Below are 15,359 nucleotides of genomic sequence, written 5' to 3' on the forward strand. Positions count from 1 at the left end.
GGCGTACGGTGGGTCCCGTCGTGCCCCGGGGTCAGGGTTCGATGGTGGCGAGCAGTTCCGCCGCCGTGGGGGTGGTCCGCACCTCGTCGGCCAGGGCGCGGGCCCGCGCGCGGTACGAGGGCTGTTCGAGGGCCCGTTCGGCGGCCTCGCGGATGTTCCGTACGTCGTCGGGGCCCAGGACCGACGCCTCGTCCTCCGGGTCCCCGGTCGGGGTGACGGACTCCCCCGCCCCTGAACCGGTCACCAGTCGGGCGTTGGCCGGCTGGTCGGCGAAGAGGGGGACGCAGACGACGGGGACGCCGGCCGCGAGGGCGCCGTAGACCGTTCCCGAACCGCCGTGGCAGACCACGAGGGAGGCGCTGCGCAGGACGTCCGCCTGCGGCACCCACGGCTCCGCGTGGACATGGGGCGGCAGTGGGCCGAGGGCCGCCGGGTCGATGTGGTGCCCCGTCGTGAGCAGGACGCGCACCGGCAGTCCGCTCACCGCGTCCAGGACCGCGCGGTACAGGCCGGTCGCGGCCGGCAGGGCGCCCGCCTCGGTGCCGAGGGTGACGTGGACCAGCGGTTCCGTCGCCCCTCCCCACCAGTCCGGCAGTGCCTGCGGCCGGAGTTCTTCGTGGTAGCGGTGGGTCGTGGCGTACGGCGAGGGGTCCAGGGAGGCGGGCAGCCGGGTCAGGTACGGGGATTCGACGAGCCGGCGGACGAGGCCGGGGCCGTACGGGTCGAGCACGGGGGTCAGGAGCCGGTCGGTGGACCCGGTGAAGCCCGCGGCCGAGATCGCGACCCGGGCGTGCGGGATCCCGTGGCGCTCGGCGGCCACCACCGAGGCGAACTCGAACGCCTCGTGCAGGACGAGGTCGGGCCGCCAGTCGCGGCAGGCCTCCTCCATCGCGGGGAGCATCGCGGCGGTGCAGAGCCGGCCGAACACCTCCTCGACCATCAGGGAGACTCCGTCGTCCGGGGCCGCCGCCAGTACCCGCGCCATGGTTTCCGCGAGTTCCTCCGGGTCCGGGTCCCGGCCGATGCGGTACGACTGTTTCCGGGACGCCAGTAACGCTTCGAGGGCCGGCGGCGCGACGACCAGGACGTCGTCACCGCGCGCCGTGCACGCGTCGATGAGGGGAACAAGTGGGTGGAAGTGCCCCGAACCACGGGTCGAGGCGAAAAGTACACGCATGGGGCGAGCCTAGAGATGTCCACCCTCTGCCCACAGGACGGCTTTCCGCCGATTTCTGCGCATTCCTCGTCGCTTGTGGGGCGCCCGGTCGTCAGGTCCGGCAGCCGTCCCGGTCGACCAGGCCCGTGCCCGGCACGTTACCCGACCTGGGGGCGAGCAGGACGGCCAGGGCACCCGGTACGAGCAGCAGCGCGAAGGCCGCGCCGTAGCCGACGGCTTCGCTCGGCCCGAGGGTCAGGAAGGCGTGGAACACGGCGGACGCCACGCCCAGGACCAGGATCTGGCCCAGGTTCTGGGTGGTCTGCATCGCGCTGCTCGCGTAGCCCTGCCGGCCGGCCGGAGCGTGGGAGAGCGACAGCACGGTGAGGGACGGGGCGAGCAGGCCCATGCCGACCGCCGCGACGACCATGGAGGAGGCGGCGACGGCCGGGTGCGTGCCGGGCACCGAACCGGCTGTCGCGACCAGGACCGCCGCCACCTGGATCAGGGCACCGATCACGACGAGGCGGTGGCGCGGGGTCCGCTCCGGCAGGCGGCCCTGCACCCAGGAGGAGGCGGCCCAGGCCACGGCGGCGCCCGTGAAGGCCAGGCCCGTCACCACGGGGGCCACGTCCCGGTCGGTGATCAGCATCAGCGGCACCAGCGCCTCCAGGGTGAAGAACACCCCCGAACTCAGGCCGCGCAGCAGCACCGTGACGGGCAGACCGCGCGCGGCGCGCACGGTGCCGGACGGCAGCAGCCGGGTGGCAAACACCGCCAGCAGGGCGAGGCCCACCGCCGCGAACAGCAGGTGGCGGGTGTCCCAGCCCGACGCGCCGTACTGGCCGAGGGCCGCACCCACGCTCACCGCGACCGCGACCAGCAGCGCGGGGCGGGGCGCGGCGTCCTCCGACGGTTCCGGCCCGGCCGTCCGGAACCGGCCGCGCAGCAGGGCCACCACGGCCAGGGCCGGGAGCGCGGTGAGGGCGGCCAGTCCGTAGAACACCGCCCGCCAGGACCACCATTCGGCCACCAGCCCCGCCAGGGGCGGGCCGACCAGCGACGGAACGATCCAGCAGGCGCTCATCAGTGCCAGGGCGCGCGGCCGGAGCCGTTCCGGGTACGCCTGGCCGATCGCCGCGTTGACCGCCACCGCGATCATTCCGCCCGCCACTCCGTCCACGAAGCGTCCGGCCGCCAGTTGCCAGACGGAGGTGCTGGCGGCCGAGACGACCAGGGTGACCACGGCCAGCACCATGCCCGCCGCCAGCGGGCGGTGCGCCCCCGACCGGTCCGCCCAGTGGCCGCCCAGCACCCCGCCCAGCAGGCTCGCCGCCACGAAACATCCCGCCACCAGCGGGAAGAGCGCCACGCCGTCCAGGTCCTGGGCGGCCGTCGGCAGGGTGGGGACCACGGCCAGCGCGGCGAGTCCGGTCAGGAACATCACCGTGGCGAAGACGGCGGTGGCCGACGCGTACGGCCCGGAGAACAGCCCCTGCGGGGGTTTCGCCGTCATGGCCGGGGCCGTGGCCGTCGTGGACGAGTCACTCGCTGAACACTGCTGGGCATCAGTCACGGCCGCACAAGCTATGCGGCTCGCAAAGGTCTGGTCCACCGGTTTTCGGTGGGCGGACCGCCGGCGTCGGCGGCGGTCGTGTCTCAGCCCTCGGCGGGTGCGGGCGAGGGCTCCGGCGCGGGCCGGGAGGAGGGTGTGGCGGAGTGCCGTCGGGGCAGGAGGAACGCGAAGACCAGGGCCACCAGCGCCGCGCCCGCGCCGATCGCCATGACGGTGCGGAAGCCGTTCCGCGACGGCACGGTGAGCGGGCCGAACGAGGTGGTCATCTGGGCGAGGACCATTCCCGCCACCGCACTGGCGGCCGAGGTGCCGATGGCCCGGGTGAGGGTGTTGAAGCTGTTGGCGGCGGCCGTCTCCGAGACGGGCACGGCGGCCATGACGAGCGCGGGCATCGCCCCGTAGGCCAGTCCGATCCCGGCCCCGATCACGGCCGAGACCAGCACCAGTTGCCAGATCGCCGACATCAGGCCGATGCCGAGGAGGTACCCGGCGGCGACCACCGCCGCGCCGACCATCAGGGTGGTCCTCGGCCCCTGGTTCCGGGAGATGCGTGCCGACAGCGGCGCGACCGCCATCATGACCAGTCCGGATGGCCCCAGGACCAGGCCCACGGTCAGCAGCGAGGCGCCCAGGCCGTATCCGGTGGCCTCCGGCAGCTGGATCACCTGGGGCAGCACGAGCAGCACCGCGAACATCGCGAAGCCGAAGACGGCCGAGGCGATGTTCGTCAGCAGCACCTGGCGGCGGGCGGTGGTCCGCAGGTCGACCAGCGGCTGCGCGGTCCGCAGTTCCCACCGGCCCCACAGCACCAGCACGACGGCCGAGGCGCCCATCAGGCCGAGGGTGGACGCGCTGCCCCAGCCCCAGGTGGCGCCCTTGGAGATCGCGAGCAGCAGACACACCAGGGCCACGGAGAGCCCGGCGGCACCCACCAGGTCGAACCGTCCGCCGGTGCGCACCGGCGATTCGGGCACCAGGGCCAGGACGAGGACGGTGGCCAGCGCCCCCGCGCCGGCCGACACCCAGAACAGCACGTGCCAGTCGACCCGTTCGGCGAGGAACGCGGCGGCGGGCAGGCCCAGGGCTCCCCCGACCCCCAGCGAGGCGCCCATCAGCGCGATCGCCGATCCGAGCCGGTGGGCGGGCAGTTCGTCGCGCATGATGCTGATGCCGAGCGGGATGACACCGGAGGCCAGGCCCTGGAGCGTACGGCCGACGACCATCGGGCCCAGTCCCCCGCCGAGCGCGGCGATCACGGAACCGGCCACCAGCAGGCAGAGGCCGCTCAGCAGCATGCGGCGCTTGCCGTACATGTCCCCCAGCCGGCCCATGACCGGGGTGGCGACCGCCCCGGCGAGCAGCGTGGCGGTGATCGCCCAGGTCGCGTCGGAGGCGGACGCGTGCAGCAGCCGGGGCAGGTCGGGCACCAGCGGGATCACCATCGTCTGCATCAGGGAGACGACGATGCCGGCGAGGGCGAGTACGGCGACCAGGCCGCGCCCCTCCCCCGGCGGGGTCGCGGGGGGACTGCTCCCGGCCCGGGACTGGGCACTGGACATCACGGAGACCTCCGTCGGGGACGCGCCGACGCGAGCGGCGTCACATGGCCGGACATGTTTGGTTCAGTCGCTCGACGCAAGTTAGCAGTCCGTCGCGGCCGTTCACTCCGCTCTCGGCCGGAGGCGGCGGAGGTGACCCGTACGGGCAACGGCCGGTGCCCGGCCGCCCGTTGCGCCCCCGCACCGACTGTCCGTGCGGCGGTACCCGCCACCGGCCCGTCACCGGTGCGAAGGCAACGGTGACGGGCCGGTCGCACCGGCTCCCCGCGTCACGGCCGGGCCGGCACCCCGGTGGCCGCGGGCGGGCGGTGCCGTACGGGCCGGGGCGCGGCGGCCCTTCTCACAGGGTGCGCTCCAGGCGGTCGGCCATCAGCCGGACGAAGCGCGAGGGGTCGGCCAGTTCGCCGCCCTCGGCGAGCAGCGCCAGGTCGTGCAGGAGCTCGGCCGTCTCCTCCAGGCCGGTGCCGGCCTCCTCGCCCCGGTCGGCGTACGCCCGGTTGAGGCCGCTGACCAGCGGGTGCTCCGCGTTGAGTTCGAGGATGCGCTTGACGTGCGGGACCTCCTGGCCCATGGCGCGGTACATGTTCTCCAGGGCGGGCGTCACGTCGTGCGCGTCGGAGACGATGCACGCGGGCGAGACGGTGAGCCGCGAGGAGAGCCGCACCTCCTTGACGGTCTCGCCCAGCCGCTCCGTCATCCAGCCGAGGAGGTCCGCGTACTCCTGCTGCCGGTTCTCGCGCTCGGTCGCGGCCTCCTTCTTCTCCTCCTCGGTGCCGAGGTCGACCTCGCCCTTGGCCACCGAACGCAGCTTCTTGCCGTCGAACTCCGGATCCGCCTGGACCCACACCTCGTCGACGGGGTCGGTCAGCAGCAGCACCTCGACGCCCTTGGCCCGGAACGCCTCCATGTGCGGGGAGTTCTCGATGGCCTGCCGGGATTCGCCCGTGAGGTAGAAGATGTGCTCCTGGCCGTCCTTCATCCGTTCCACGTACTGCCGCAGCGTGGTCGGTTCGTCCTTGTCGTGGGTCGTGGCGAAGGAGGCGACGTTGAGGATGGCATCGCGGTTCTCGAAGTCGCTGAGCAGCCCTTCCTTGACGACTCGGCCGAACTCCCGCCAGAACGTGGCGTACCGCTCCGGCTCGGCGGACATCATGTCCTTGACCGTCGACAGCACCTTCTTGGCCAGGCGCCGGTGCATCAGCTGGATCTGGCGGTCCTGCTGAAGGATCTCGCGCGACACGTTGAGCGAGAGGTCCTGCGCGTCGACGACGCCCTTGACGAAGCGCAGGTACGGCGGCATCAGCGCTTCGCAGTCGTCCATGATGAAGACGCGCTTCACATAGAGCTGGATGCCGCGCTTGTAGCCCTGCATGAACAGGTCCTGGGGCGCGTGCGAGGGGATGAAGAGCAGCGCCTGGTACTCGAAGGTGCCTTCCGCCTGGAGGCGGATGGTTTCGAGCGGGGCGATCCAGTCGTGGCTGATGTGCTTGTACAGCTCGTGGTACTCGTCGTCGGTGACCTCCTCGCGCGAGCGGGCCCACAGGGCCTTCATGGAGTTGAGGGTCTCGGGCTCGCGCGGGGTGTCGTCGGTCCCTTCCGCGTCGTCCGCGCCGTCCGCGGCCCCGGAGGTTTCGGGGGCCATGCGCACGGGCCAGGTGATGAAGTCGGAGTACCGCTTGACGATCTCCCTGATCTTCCACGGGGAGGTGTAGTCGTAGAGCCGGTCCTCGGTGTCCTCCGCCTTGAGCCGGAGGGTGACCGCGGTGCCCTGCGGGGCGCTGTCGACGGTCTCGATCGTGTACGTTCCCTCGCCGGTGGACGTCCACCGGGTGCCCTGGCTCTCGCCCGCGCGCCGGGTCAGCAGCGTGACCTCGTCGGCCACCATGAAGCTGGAGTAGAAACCGACGCCGAACTGGCCGATCAGCCCCTCGGCAGCGGCGGTGTCCTCGGCCTCCTTGAGTTCCCGCAGGAATTTCGCCGTACCCGAGTTCGCGATGGTCCCGATGAGCTGGACCACTTCGTCGTGAGACATTCCGATGCCGTTGTCCCGCACGGTCAGCGTGCGGGACTGCCGGTCTGTCTCGATCGTGATGTGCAGGTCGGACACGTCCGCGTCGAGCGAGTCGTCGCGCAGTGCTTCGAGCCGCAGCTTGTCGAGCGCGTCGGAGGCGTTGGAGACGAGTTCGCGCAGGAACACGTCCTTGTTCGAGTAGATCGAGTGGATCATCATCTGCAGAAGCTGGCGAGCTTCCACCTGAAACTCGAACGTCTCAGTGGGCATAACCGTGATTCCTTCTCAGGTCCGCTTGGTTGGGATCCGGACCTGAGAACTTTAGTTCAGCCGATGATCTCCCAGGGGCGATCCGCGGGAACCCGCGGAACCGCTCCGGTACTCAGCGGGGTGGCGGCGCGGCCGGGCGTGCGGGTGCACGGGGCCGGGGCAGCGGGTCGCGGGGGTTCAGTGCTCGGGGCCGAGCCGGTGGAGCGTGGCGAGCACGTCGTCGAGCCAGGCGAGCGTCATCCGCTCGTACGCGATGCCGCCGCGCAGCACGACGTGCTGGAGCTCCCGCCCCGCGTCGAGCGGACCGGTGTGGGATGAACCGGTGTCGGACGGGGCCGTCTCGGGAGAGGCAGGGTCGGGCGTACGCGGGCCCGCGAAGTCGCGTTCCTCGCCCGCGAGGTAGTGGGCGAGCCGCTCGGCGTGCACCTGCCGGTACCGCCGCACCTCGCGGATCAGCGCGGCCGGGTCGTCGAAGGCCGACCCCCGGATCTTCACGGCGAGGTCGTGCCGGACGCTCTCGGGCTCGATCGGCTCGTGCAGCCACTCCGAGAGGGCGGTCCGGCCGGGGGCGGCGACGGAGTACTCCTTCTTGTCCGGGCGGCCCTCCTGCGGCACCTCCCGGACCTCGACCCAGCCGTCGCCCTCCATGCGCTTGAGCACGCGGTAGATCTGCTGGTGGGTGGCGGTCCAGAAGTACCCGATGGACCGCTCGAACCGCCGGGACAGCTCGTAGCCGGAGCCGGGCTTCTCCAGCAGGGACACCAGGATCGCGTGTTCGATCGCCATGCCCCGATCTTTCTATGCAACTCGTTGCATGGACAAGTCGGGCCGCCCGGGTGAGACGCGACTCACCCGGGCGACGGGACCTGCGCCTTCGCCGGTCACATGGCCCGCTCGACGCTCCACACCGGCAGCCGCTCGAAGAAGGCGACCGCCTCCTCGCGCCACCGGGGCCGCCAGCCGGCGGCCACCTCGGACGCCTGTTCCGCGTGGCGCCGCATGTCCGCCCGCATCCGGGCCGCCACCCCGCTGCGCTCGCCGATCTCCCGGACGGCGGCAATGGTCTCCGGCGTGCAGGCCCGGTCACCGAGCGCGGCCTCCACCACGGCCCGGTCGGCGCCGTCGGCGGCGGACAGCAGGGCGCCGACGGTGTAGCTGCGCCGGCCGTCCCGGATGTCGGTGCCGGTCGGCTTGCCCATGACGGCCGCGTCCCCGAACAGGTCCAGGTAGTCGTCGCGCATCTGCCCGCTGATCCCGACCAGCCGCGCGTAGCGGCGCAGTTCCTCCTCGAAGCGCTCCGGCCGCTCCCCCGCCGCCAGGAGCCCGAGCTGGAGGGGGGCGAGGAGGGAGTAGCGGGCGGTCTTGTAGTCGGCCACGCCGTGCAGGACGTCCTCGTCGGGGACGGTGGTGGTGAAGTCGCGTTCCAGGTCGACGATCTGGCCCACGAAGGTGTCGGCCGCCGCCCGCGTCTGCACCTCGACCATGGCCTGGCGTACCGGTACGGGCAGTTCGGCCTCCAGGAGCACCCGCAGGGAGAGGGCCAGGGCCAGGTCGCCCGCGAGCACGGTCAGCCCGATCGCCGCCTGCGGGTGCCCGGGGAACCGCTCGCGGTAGGCGTAGTAGGTGGAGGGGCCGTCCCGGCGGGTGGGGCTGTCGTCGATGAGGTCGTCGTGCACCAGGCCGTGGGTCTGCAGCAGTTCGATGCTCAGCGCGGCGGCGTCCAGCCCCTCGACCGGTTCAGGGGTCACCAGCCGGGCAGCCTCGTGGAGCAGGACCACCCGCATCCGCTTGCCGCCGCGCAGGGAGAGGTCCCGCAGCAGCCGGACGCACTCCGGCGTGAAGCGGCTGAACGACGGCGCGTCGAGCCGGGTGCCCAACGTGTCGAAGTACTCCTCGAAGAGCGCGGTGAAACGGCGCTCGTGTCCGGCGGCGCGCTTCAGTACCTCGCCGAAGCCGGCGGTGTCGGTCATGACGGGTGTTCTCCTGCGTGAGGGGCGGGTGACGGGCGCGCGCGGACGCGCGGGAGTGCCGTACGACGGCGCGTGCGTCGGGGACGCGATTGTCTCAGGAGGCGCACCGGGCGACGGCCGGGGACGGGGCACGGGGACGAGCGGCCGGGAGCGGGGACGAGCGGCGGGGGACGGGGCACGATCGGTCAGGAATGGAGAAGCGGCCTCGTCGCCCCCGCCCGTAGCGTGAGGCACATGGACATCGAACTCCCGCGGCACCGCACCGCCGTCGGTGGCCGCGCCGCGGTACCCGTCCGGCGTCGCGGACCGTGAGTCCCGGTTCACGAACCGGAGGCCGCCGACCGGGTGTTACTCTGCCGCCGGCCCCGCGCCGCAGCTCCTCCGGGCACGAGGCGAACGGGCCGCCCGGCCGCGAGCACGACGCACCGGGGCCGTCGCCCGGTCCGGCCCCCGGGGCGTACCGCACGGCCGGGCCGCGGGCCCCGCCCCGGCCGGCACCACCGATCACACGGACGACCACCCGCTGCCGCGCCCGCACCGGCGCGGCGGCGGGACGCACCGCCCGGAACCGCTCGGGCCGTACGACACCCACGGGGCCGCGAGGGCGGTCCCGCGACAGATGGAGACACGATGAGCACGGCCACGAGGACGGACACCCCGTCGCCCGCCCCGCACGCCGCCGACAGCCACGAGGTGATCCGCGTGCACGGCGCGCGCGAGAACAACCTCAGGGACGTCAGCATCGAGATCCCCAAGCGCCGGCTGACGGTGTTCACCGGCGTCTCCGGCTCGGGCAAGAGCTCGCTGGTGTTCGACACGATCGCCGCGGAGTCGCAGCGGCTGATCAACGAGACCTACAGCGCCTTCGTGCAGGGCTTCATGCCGACCCCGGACCGGCCCGACGTCGACGTGCTCGAGGGGCTGACCACCGCGATCATCGTCGACCAGCAGCGGATGGGCGCCGACCCGCGTTCCACGGTCGGCACCGCCACCGACGCCAACGCGATGCTGCGCATCCTCTTCAGCCGGCTCGCGCAGCCGCACCTCGGCCCGCCCGGCGCGTACGCCTTCAACGTCCCCTCGGTCCGGGCGAGCGGTGCGATCACCGTCGAGCGCGGTGCCAAGAAGGCGGTGAAGGCGACCTTCAGCCGCACCGGCGGCATGTGCACGCGCTGCGAGGGCCGGGGCTCGGTCTCCGACATCGACCTCACCCAGCTCTACGACGACTCCAAGTCGCTCTCCGAGGGCGCGTTCACCATCCCCGGCTGGAAGTCGGAGAGCTTCTGGACCGTGCGGGTCTACGCCGAGTCGGGCTTTCTCGACCCGGACAAGCCGATCCGCGAGTTCACCGAGCAGGAGGTGCGGGACTTCCTCCACCGGGAGCCGACCAAGGTGAAGGTCGAGGGCGTGAACCTCACCTACGAGGGGCTCATCCCCAAGATCCAGAAGTCGTTCCTGGCCAAGGACAAGGAGGCGATGCAGCCGCACATCCGGGAGTTCGTGGAGCGGGCGGTCACCTTCACCACCTGCCCCGAGTGCGACGGCACCCGGCTCAGCGAGGGAGCCCGGTCCTCCAGGATCGGCGCGATCAGCATCGCCGACGCGTGCGCGATGGAGATCCGCGACCTGGCCGAATGGGTCCGCGGGCTCGACGAGCCGTCGGTGGCGCCGCTGCTCGCCACGCTGCAACAAACCCTCGACTCGTTCGTGGAGATCGGGCTGGGCTATCTCTCGCTCGACCGGTCCGCGGGCACGCTGTCGGGCGGCGAGGCGCAGCGCGTCAAGATGATCCGCCACCTCGGCTCCCCGCTCACCGACATCACCTATGTCTTCGACGAGCCCACCGCGGGGCTGCACCCCCATGACATCCAGCGGATGAACAACCTGCTGCTGCGGCTGCGGGACAAGGGCAACACGGTGCTGGTGGTGGAGCACAAGCCGGAGACGATCGCGATCGCCGACCACGTGGTCGACCTCGGGCCGGGTGCCGGTACGGAAGGCGGCATCGTCTGCTTCGAGGGCACCGTCGAGGGGCTGCGGACCGGTGGCACCCGCACCGGCCGGCACTTCGACGACCGCGCCCGCCTCAAGGAGAAGGTGCGGACGGCCACCGGCGTGCTCGAGATCCGCGGCGCGACGGCGCACAACCTCCAGGACGTCGACGTCGACATCCCACTCGGGGTGCTGTGCGTCGTCACCGGTGTCGCGGGCTCCGGCAAGAGCTCGCTCGTGCACGGGTCGATCCCGGCCGGTGCGGGCGTGGTGTCGATCGACCAGAGCCCGATCCGCGGTTCCCGGCGGAGCAACCCGGCGACGTACACCGGGCTGCTCGACCCGGTCCGCAAGGCCTTCGCGAAGGCCAACGGCGTCAAGCCGGCCCTGTTCAGCGCCAATTCCGAGGGGGCCTGTCTCCACTGCAAGGGCGCCGGAGTCATCTACACCGACCTGGCGATGATGGCCGGCGTCGCCACCACCTGCGAGGAGTGCGAGGGCAAGCGGTTCCAGGCATCGGTGCTGGAGTACCGGCTGGGCGGCCGGGACATCAGCGAGGTGCTCGCGATGTCGGTGACCGGGGCGGAGGAGTTCCTCGGCACGGGTGAGGCCCGCGTTCCGGCGGCGCACAGGATCCTGGAACGCCTCGTGGACGTCGGTCTGGGCTACCTCGGTCTGGGCCAGCCGCTCACCACCCTGTCCGGCGGCGAGCGGCAGCGGCTCAAGCTGGCCACGCACATGTCCGAGAAGGGCGGCGTGTACGTCCTCGACGAGCCGACCACGGGTCTGCACCTCGCCGATGTCGAGCAGCTGCTCGGTCTGCTCGACCGGCTCGTCGACTCCGGCAAGTCGGTGGTGGTCGTCGAGCACCACCAGGCGGTCATGGCGCACGCCGACTGGATCGTGGACCTCGGCCCCGGCGCGGGTCACGACGGCGGCCGGATCGTCTTCGAGGGAACCCCGGCGGACCTGGTCGCCGCCCGTTCCACCCTCACCGGTGAGCACCTCGCGGCCTACGTGGGCGGCTGAACCGGGACCGGCCGTCCGGAACGGGTCCGGGCGGCCGGTGCACGAGGCGGGGGCCGCCGTCCGGTCCGGACGGCGGCCCCGGGTTCATCCCTGTCCGGTGGGTTCGAACCAGGTGGGTTCGTCCGCCAGCGACTTCTTGATCCGGAAGAGCGCGAACTCGTGCAATGGGGGCAGCGCGTCCACCTCGAACCAGCCCACCTCCAGCGACTCGTCGTCGTTGACCCGCGCCTGCCCGCCCGTCGCCCGGCAACGGAAGGTGACGTCCAGGTACTGGCAGCGGTCGCCGTTGGCGTACTCCACCGGTTCCAGGGCCTGGGTGAGCACCACCCGTTCCGCCACGCAGTGCACGGCGGTCTCCTCGTACACCTCGCGCTCCGCCGTCGCCGCCGGCTGTTCGCCCGGATCGCAGATGCCGCCGATGACCGACCACTTGCCGGTGTCGGCGCGGCGGCCGAGGAGCACTCTGCCCTCGTCGTCGAAGACGACGGCGGTGACGCCCGGCAGCAGGAGCAGCTGCCGGCCCGCGGTGGCACGGATCTCACGGATGAACTCAGGAATGGCCATGGGCCGACCCTACGCGAGCCGGAACACCGCTCACCTGCTGCGCCGCTGCCGCACCGCGCGGAGGGCGACCAGGCCGAGCCCGGCCGCGGCGATCAGCACGAGGACGCCCTCGGGGAGCGCGCCCATCCGGGTCGCGGGCGTCTGCGAGGACCGCAGCGGCACCTCGTCCACGAGCGCGTCCGGGGTGAACAGCTTCGTCTGCTTGACGACCTTCCCGTCCGGGCGGATGATCGCGCTGACCCCGCTGGTGACGGGGACGACCACGGACCTGCTGTGCTCGACCGCCCGCACCCGGGACATGGCCAGCTGCTGGTGGGTCATCTCGCTGCGGCCGAAGGTGGCGTTGTTGCTGGGCACGGCGATCAGCTGTCCGCCGTGCGTGACCGTGTCGCGGACGGCGTCGTCGAACGCGGCCTCGTAGCAGGTCACGAGCCCCACCTCGGTGCCCGCCAGGTCGAAGACGCCGACCTTCTCGCCGGGTCCGAAGTCGCGCCGCACCCGGTCCACGTCCGAGCTGAAGACCCGCGCGACGGACCGCATCGGCATGTACTCGCCGAACGGCTGGATGTGCCGCTTGTCGTAGGTGTCGACCGGGCCGCGCCGCGGGTCCCACTCGATGAGGGTGTTGCGCAGCTTGGCGGTGTCGGACTCGGGTTCGAGCACCGCGCCGATCACAGTGGGCGCGCCGATCGCCCGCACCGCTTCGTCGATCAGGATCCGGGCGTCGGCGTTGCGGTAGGGGTCGAGGTCGGAGGAGTTCTCCGGCCACAGGACGAGGTCCGGCTGCGGGACCTTGCCCTCCTTCACCTCCTGGGCCAGCTGCTCCGTACGGCGCACGTGGTTGTCCAGGACGGCGCGGCGCTGGGCGTTGAAGTCGAGTCCGAGCCGGGGCACGTTGCCCTGGATCGCGGCGACGGTCGCGGTGCCGTCCTCGGCCGAGTCGTCGACGAGCGGCAGCGCGGCGAAGGCGGAGGCGACGGGGACGACGACGCTCACGGCCGCGGCCGCGACGGCCGTCCGGGACACCTGTCCGGTGCCGCGGCGGGCCAGGAACTGGCGCACCGCCTCGCAGAGCCCGAAGCCGCACAGCACGACCGCGAAGGAGAGCAGCGGGGTGCCGCCGACCGCCGCGAGCGGCAGGAACACGCCGTCCGCCTGCCCGAACGCGATCTTCCCCCAGGGGAAGCCGCCGAACGGCGCCCGGGCCCGGAACGCCTCGTCGAGCACCCAGACCGCGGCGGCCCACACCGGCCACCAGGACAGCCGGGAGACGGCGGCGATCCCGAGGCAGCCGACCGCGATGAACAGCGCCTCCGCCGCGGCGAGCGCCAGCCACGGCACCGGGCCGACCTCCTCGCCCGTCCAGTGCAGCAGCGGCAGCATGAAGCCCAGCCCGGCGAGCAGGCCGAGTCCGAAGCCGGCGCGGAGCCGGCGTCCGTGCAGCACCCAGCCGAGCAGGGCGAAGCCGGGCAGGACCAGCCACCACAGGGGGCGCGGGGGGAAACTCAGGTACAGCAGGGCGCCCGAGAGCACGGCGGCGGCGGGCCGCAGTACGAGGCGTGACTTCCGGGACGCGGGCGCAGGCACCGGCTGCGGGGCGTCGACTGGGGTGATGGTGGCGCTCACCCGGCGGAGTCTACGGTGGGCGGCTGTGGGTCCGGCAGCCCCCGCCCGCCCGGAGTGGTCCGCTCCCCCGGGCCGTTCCGGCGCTTCCCCGGGCGCCGGCACCCGCCCCGCCGGGCCCGTCCGGCGCGGGTGCGGGTCCTGGGGGTTCAGGCCCCGGTCGCCGCGCCGCTCGCCGACAGGTGCAGGCGTTCGCGGATGAAGCGCACGCCCGACTCCGCGTCGTCGACCGTGATCGTGAACGTCCTGCCGTCCCCGAGGCGGAGCACCAGCCCCTCCCCCCTGCGGACGACCACGGCGGTGCCCTGCTCGGGGCGCCAGCGGTAGCCCCATCCGCCCCACTGGCGCGGGGTGACCCGGGGTACGAACTCCGCACCCACCACGTGGGTGAGCAGGATCCGGCGGCGCGGCAGGCCCATGTGGCCGCAGCGCACCTCCAGGGCGTCGCCGTCGATCCGGACGGCCACGTTCACGAAGGCAAGCGTTCCGAACAGCATGAGCAGCCCGGCGGCGACGCAGCCGACCACGGACATCAGCAGGGGAACGATTCCCGAGGTCCAGTTCGAACTGACGGCCAGCTGGACGCCCAGCGCCAGACAGGCCGCGCCCGCGACCGCGAACACCCACTGGGCCCGGTTGGTGGCCCGGCCGGTCCAGACGTCGGGGCGGGGGTCGGGGCCGGTGTGCGGGGGTGTACGGAGGTGATCCCTCATGTCAAGCAGCGTACTCAGGATTCCGCACGCCGGGAGGAGGAGCGACGGCCCCGAGGGGGTCAGCGGGCGGGGCTGACGGCTCCCAGCAGGCGCCCCTCGGCGTAGGCCAGGGCGGCTTCCGGCAGGTCGGTGGAGCGACCGCTGAGGAGCACGGTGAGACCGGTGGAGGGTTCGGCCGACGGAGCGGGTCGGGCACCGATCCGGCGCAACGCCTGGGCGGCGACCGCGTCGGCCGAGCCGTGCAGTTCGACGGGCGGCAGGCCGGGCCGGTGCACGGCGGCGCGGATGCGTTCGGCGACCAGTTCGTAGTGGGTGCAGCCCAGGACGACGGCCCGCACGTCGCGGGGGGTGAGCGCGGCGGCAGCGGCGACGGCCCGGTCGATCGCGGCCTCGTCCGCATGCTGCACGGCGTCGGCGAGACCGGGGCAGGGAACCTCGGTGACCTCGACGGACCGGGCGAATTCGCGGATGAGTCCGTGCTGGTACGGGCTGCCGGTGGTGGCGGGCGTGGCCCAGATCGCGACGGGGCCGCCGCCCGCGACGGACGGCTTGATCGCGGGAACCGTGCCGATGACCGGCAGCCCGGGTTCGAGCGCGGCGCGGAGCGCCGGCAGGGCATGGACGGAGGCCGTGTTGCAGGCGACGATCAGCGCGTCCGGCCGATGGGCGGCGGCGGCGCGGGCCACGTCGAGCGCGTGGTCGGTCACGTACTCGGCCGTACGGGGGCCCCAGGGCATGCCGTCGGGGTCGGAGGAGAGCACCAGATCCGCGTCGGGCCTCAGTCGGCGTATCGCAGCGGCCGCGGCGAGCAGGCCGATTCCGGAGTCCATGAGCGCGATCTTCACCCGGTCACCATAGTCGACCGCCCTTGCGGTTTTGTCCGGGTGGGGCAGACT

General features: G+C 72.8%; 11 protein-coding genes. 1 reads left to right on the forward strand and 10 read right to left on the reverse strand.

Annotated elements, in window-relative coordinates:
* Positions 1–31: 31 nt before the first annotated feature.
* The 6 genes from OCT49_RS02500 to OCT49_RS02525 form a co-directional block, all read right to left on the reverse strand.
* The gene (locus OCT49_RS02500; RefSeq protein WP_283850249.1) at positions 32–1,177 is read right to left on the reverse strand and encodes a glycosyltransferase; all 1,146 of its coding nucleotides are present in this window, start codon (positions 1,175–1,177) and stop codon (positions 32–34) included.
* A gap of 91 nt (positions 1,178–1,268) precedes the next feature.
* Positions 1,269–2,672, reverse strand: a complete 1,404-nt coding sequence (locus OCT49_RS02505) for an MFS transporter (protein WP_283850250.1) — start codon at positions 2,670–2,672, stop codon at positions 1,269–1,271.
* Positions 2,673–2,815: 143 nt separating this feature from the next.
* On the reverse strand, positions 2,816–4,291 hold the full coding sequence (locus tag OCT49_RS02510) for an MFS transporter (RefSeq protein WP_283850251.1): 1,476 nt from the start codon (positions 4,289–4,291) through the stop codon (positions 2,816–2,818).
* Positions 4,292–4,631: 340 nt separating this feature from the next.
* The gene (htpG, locus tag OCT49_RS02515) at positions 4,632–6,572 is read right to left on the reverse strand and encodes a molecular chaperone HtpG (protein ID WP_283850252.1); all 1,941 of its coding nucleotides are present in this window, start codon (positions 6,570–6,572) and stop codon (positions 4,632–4,634) included.
* Between the two features lie 177 nt (positions 6,573–6,749).
* Entirely contained in the window at positions 6,750–7,358 is a 609-nt protein-coding gene (locus OCT49_RS02520; RefSeq protein WP_283850253.1) for a PadR family transcriptional regulator, read from the reverse strand.
* A gap of 95 nt (positions 7,359–7,453) precedes the next feature.
* Positions 7,454–8,542, reverse strand: coding sequence for a polyprenyl synthetase family protein (locus tag OCT49_RS02525; protein WP_283850254.1), 1,089 nt, complete (start codon positions 8,540–8,542; stop codon positions 7,454–7,456).
* A gap of 630 nt (positions 8,543–9,172) precedes the next feature.
* On the opposite strand from OCT49_RS02525, the gene OCT49_RS02530 reads away from it, so the two are divergent.
* Entirely contained in the window at positions 9,173–11,563 is a 2,391-nt protein-coding gene (locus OCT49_RS02530; protein WP_283850255.1) for an ATP-binding cassette domain-containing protein, read from the forward strand.
* An 84-nt stretch (positions 11,564–11,647) separates the two neighbouring features.
* Here OCT49_RS02530 and OCT49_RS02535 read toward each other — a convergent pair whose 3' ends face one another.
* The 4 genes from OCT49_RS02535 to OCT49_RS02550 form a co-directional block, all read right to left on the reverse strand.
* Positions 11,648–12,127 (reverse strand): NUDIX hydrolase, encoded by a 480-nt coding sequence (locus OCT49_RS02535; RefSeq protein ID WP_283850256.1) that lies wholly within the window; start codon positions 12,125–12,127, stop codon positions 11,648–11,650.
* A gap of 30 nt (positions 12,128–12,157) precedes the next feature.
* Entirely contained in the window at positions 12,158–13,753 is a 1,596-nt protein-coding gene (gene lnt / locus OCT49_RS02540) for an apolipoprotein N-acyltransferase (RefSeq protein WP_283850257.1), read from the reverse strand.
* Positions 13,754–13,899: 146 nt separating this feature from the next.
* On the reverse strand, positions 13,900–14,463 hold the full coding sequence (locus OCT49_RS02545) for a hypothetical protein (protein ID WP_283850258.1): 564 nt from the start codon (positions 14,461–14,463) through the stop codon (positions 13,900–13,902).
* A 59-nt stretch (positions 14,464–14,522) separates the two neighbouring features.
* Positions 14,523–15,308, reverse strand: a complete 786-nt coding sequence (locus OCT49_RS02550; RefSeq protein ID WP_283850259.1) for a glutamate racemase — start codon at positions 15,306–15,308, stop codon at positions 14,523–14,525.
* Positions 15,309–15,359: the final 51 nt, after the last annotated feature.

The organism is Streptomyces sp. ML-6 (assembly GCF_030116705.1).
In the GTDB taxonomy this organism is placed as follows: Bacteria; Actinomycetota; Actinomycetes; order Streptomycetales; family Streptomycetaceae; genus Streptomyces.

Bases quoted from the DNA above. Each gene is read 5' to 3' on its own strand.
- OCT49_RS02525 (WP_283850254.1), bottom strand. From the start codon at position 8,542: ATGACCGACACCGCCGGCTTCGGCGAGGTACTGAAGCGCGCCGCCGGA.
- OCT49_RS02530 (WP_283850255.1), top strand. From the start codon at position 9,173: ATGAGCACGGCCACGAGGACGGACACCCCGTCGCCCGCCCCGCACGCC.
- OCT49_RS02535 (WP_283850256.1), bottom strand. From the start codon at position 12,127: ATGGCCATTCCTGAGTTCATCCGTGAGATCCGTGCCACCGCGGGCCGG.
- OCT49_RS02510 (WP_283850251.1), bottom strand. From the start codon at position 4,291: ATGTCCAGTGCCCAGTCCCGGGCCGGGAGCAGTCCCCCCGCGACCCCG.
- OCT49_RS02545 (WP_283850258.1), bottom strand. From the start codon at position 14,463: ATGAGGGATCACCTCCGTACACCCCCGCACACCGGCCCCGACCCCCGC.
- OCT49_RS02500 (WP_283850249.1), bottom strand. From the start codon at position 1,177: ATGCGTGTACTTTTCGCCTCGACCCGTGGTTCGGGGCACTTCCACCCA.
- htpG (WP_283850252.1), bottom strand. From the start codon at position 6,572: ATGCCCACTGAGACGTTCGAGTTTCAGGTGGAAGCTCGCCAGCTTCTG.
- OCT49_RS02505 (WP_283850250.1), bottom strand. From the start codon at position 2,672: ATGACGGCGAAACCCCCGCAGGGGCTGTTCTCCGGGCCGTACGCGTCG.
- OCT49_RS02520 (WP_283850253.1), bottom strand. From the start codon at position 7,358: ATGGCGATCGAACACGCGATCCTGGTGTCCCTGCTGGAGAAGCCCGGC.